Here is a 1525-nt window from a genome sequence, read left to right as displayed (position 1 = left end):
GTCTGTGTGAAGCACGTGCCGGACGCGACGGGTGACCGTCGTTTCGCGGACGACCACACCACCGACCGGGAGGGTGTGGACGGCCTCCTGTCGGAGCTGGACGAGTACGGCGTGGAGCAGGCGCTGCGGATCGCGGAGGCGAACGAGGGCGCCGAGGTGACGGTGCTGACGGTGGGGCCGGACGACGCGAAGGACGCGTTGCGCAAGGCGCTGTCGATGGGTGCGGACAAGGCCGTGCACGTGAACGACGAGGACATCCACGGTTCGGATGTGGTCGGGACGTCGGCGGTGCTGGCGAAGGCGCTGGAGAAGGCCGGGTTCGACCTGGTGATCGGTGGCATGGCGTCGACGGACGGTTCGATGGGTGTGCTGCCGGCGCTGCTGGCGGAGCGGCTGGGTGTGCCGCAGGTGACGCTGCTGTCGGAGGTGTCGGTCGAGGGCGGCGTGGTGAAGGGCCGTCGGGACGGTGACGCGGCGACGGAGCTGGTGGAGGCGGCGCTGCCGGCGGTGGTCTCGGTGACCGACCAGTCGGGTGAGGCTCGGTACCCGTCGTTCAAGGGGATCATGGCGGCGAAGAAGAAGCCGGTGCAGTCGTGGGACCTGGACGACCTGGGCATCGAGGCGGACGAGGTCGGTCTGGCGGGTTCGTGGACGGCGGTGGAGTCGGTGGCGGCGCGTCCGGCGCGGACCGCGGGCACGGTCGTCAAGGACGAGGGCGAGGGCGGCAAGTCGCTCGCGACCTTCCTCGCCGACCAGAAGTTCATCTTCTGGTGGACCACGCCGACGGCGCGGTGCGCAAGCCGGCCCTGGAGCTGCTGACCCTGGCCCGCCGTATCGGTGAGCCGTCCGCCGTCGTCCTGGGCGCCGGTGCGGCCGCGGCCGGCATCGCGGCGAAGGCCGGCGAGTACGGCGCGGTGAAGGTGTACGTCGCCGACGGCGCGGAGTTCGCCGACCAGCTGGTCGTCCCGAAGGTGGACGCGCTGGCGCAGATCGCCAAGGCGAACGACGTGGCCGCGGTGCTGGTGACGTCCTCCGGTGAGGGCAAGGAGGTGGCCGCGCGCGTCGCGCTGCGGATCGGCTCCGGCATCATCACCGACGCCGTCGACCTGCGCGCCGGCGACCAGGGCCCGATCGCCACCCAGTCGGTGTTCGCCGCCTCGTACACCGTCGACTCCCGGGTGAGCAACGGCGCACCGGTCATCACCGTCAAGCCGAACGCCGTCGCCCCGGAGGCCGCCCCGGCCGCCGGTGCGGTGGAGGACGTCGCCGTGGCGTTCACCGGCAACGCCGCCAAGGTCGTCTCGCGCACCCCGCGGGTGTCCTCCGGCCGTCCCGAGCTGACCGAGGCCGCGATCGTGGTCTCCGGTGGCCGTGGTGTCGGTGCCGCCGAGGGCTTCGGCGTGGTCGAGGAGCTCGCGGACGCGCTGGGCGCGGCCGTCGGCGCCTCGCGTGCCGCGGTGGACGCCGGCTGGTACCCGCACAGCAGCCAGGTCGGCCAGACCGGCAAGCAGGTCTCCCCGCAGCT

The 1525-nt window shown here is 72.8% G+C and carries 2 protein-coding genes; both read left to right on the top strand.

Translation table 11 applies throughout. From position 1 onward, the window contains the following. The coding region (locus AE652_RS41155) for an electron transfer flavoprotein subunit beta/FixA family protein (protein WP_234348731.1) at positions 1–819 on the top strand (819 nt) is incomplete at its 5' end. Continuing rightward, positions 768–1525 (top strand): electron transfer flavoprotein subunit alpha/FixB family protein (locus AE652_RS41150; RefSeq protein WP_049661088.1); only part of this gene is annotated, 758 nt, incomplete at its 3' end. The genes AE652_RS41155 and AE652_RS41150, both read left to right, overlap by 52 nt.

The sequence above is a fragment of the Kitasatospora sp. MY 5-36 genome (assembly GCF_001182915.1).
GTDB lineage: Bacteria > Actinomycetota > Actinomycetes > Streptomycetales > Streptomycetaceae > Kitasatospora.
This window is presented reverse-complemented; position numbering and strand designations above follow the sequence as displayed.